We start from the raw sequence: 1,266 nt of genomic DNA on the forward strand, positions 1-1,266 counted from the left end.
CCGCGGATCTCGTCGACATCGAAGAACAGTTCGGCGTCCAGATCCGGGCAGGTGCGGCCCTTGCGCATCAGATAAGCGATACGCCAAGCCACTACCAGGAACAACGCCAGAGCGCGTTCGAGTCGTTCGATCGTGCCCAACTGCAAGGCCTCGACGCGGCATCCGTTCTTCAACACATTGAACAGAATCTCGATTTCCCAGCGCGCGCGGTACCAGTCAATGAGTTCGGTGGCCTGCTGCAACGTCGTCGCTTCGCGGTTAGTCAGCAGGCGCCATTCGATCGGCTTGACACCGGCGGGCGCGTCGAATTCACGAGCGACCAAGCACGTGGCGACCACGCTTTGGCCTTTCTCCGCCGGCAACTCGACGCGCCGCAGCCACACATGCTGGCGTACCTCGCGGGCCTTGACCCCGTGACGCGAGCCCATCGTGAAGCCGATCTCGCCGATCGGTTCGCCCTCACTTGTGGTGCTCCACAGCTTCGCCCCTTCAGGCAGCGATCGATCATGCGTCGAGCGAATCAACCAGTCCGCCGGCGTGCCTAGTTCCTGCGCGCGCATCATCAGCGCAATCATGTCCGCCTCGCGATCGGCGACGTACACCAATCGCGTATCCGGCAGGCTCGGCGCAGTTTCCGCAATCCGCTCGTATCCCTCGATCCAGCGCAGGCTTTCCTTCAAACCGCCGCGCTTGCCTTGCTTGTCTTTCGCCTCGCGCGCCCACATCCACGCATCCAGTACACCCAGCGGCAAGTGTTCAGGGGTCACCGCGTAGGTCGGGTGCAGATACATGCCGCGTTGGGCCTCGTAGGACAGAGGTCCGAGGCCCGCTGTGCTCCTGCCGTTGAAGTCCAGTTCAGTGGTGTCTTGCAGACACAGCACCACCGGGTGTGCTGCCATGCGCTGCTGGGTCTGTCGCCAATGCGGCTCGAGAATCGTGGCCCATTGGACCTCCTCGTTATCGAAGAAGCGGTACGCCGCTATCGTCTCGCCCCAGCCGCGACAGGCTTGCGGCACTCCCACTGTCGGCTTGGCCGCCAATCGTTCCATCAATGTTCTCGCTCGCTTGTTCAGGCGCGCGTCGCCAAGATCGAGGTGGGCGAATTCCGTTTCCGTCCAGCAAGTCGTGTCCAGGGCCAAGGCGTTCACGCAAAAAGCGAGAGTAAACGCGTTTCGCCGAAAGTTTACAAGCCCAGCCCTATGTCATTGAAAGTAAACATGTTCTTCCGAACCCGGGAAGCGGCGCGCACATGTGTATAAGCCGATG

1 protein-coding gene is annotated in these 1,266 nt (G+C 61.5%); it reads right to left on the minus strand.

Translation table 11 applies throughout. The features are described 5' to 3' along the window. A partial coding sequence (locus GWC77_RS27820; RefSeq protein ID WP_173262721.1) for an IS4 family transposase occupies nucleotides 1–1,133 on the minus strand: 1,133 nt, incomplete at its 3' end. Nucleotides 1,134–1,266 lie beyond the last annotated feature (133 nt).

Origin of the sequence: Paraburkholderia sp. NMBU_R16, from assembly GCF_013282575.1 — a bacterium.
GTDB lineage: Bacteria > Pseudomonadota > Gammaproteobacteria > Burkholderiales > Burkholderiaceae > Trinickia.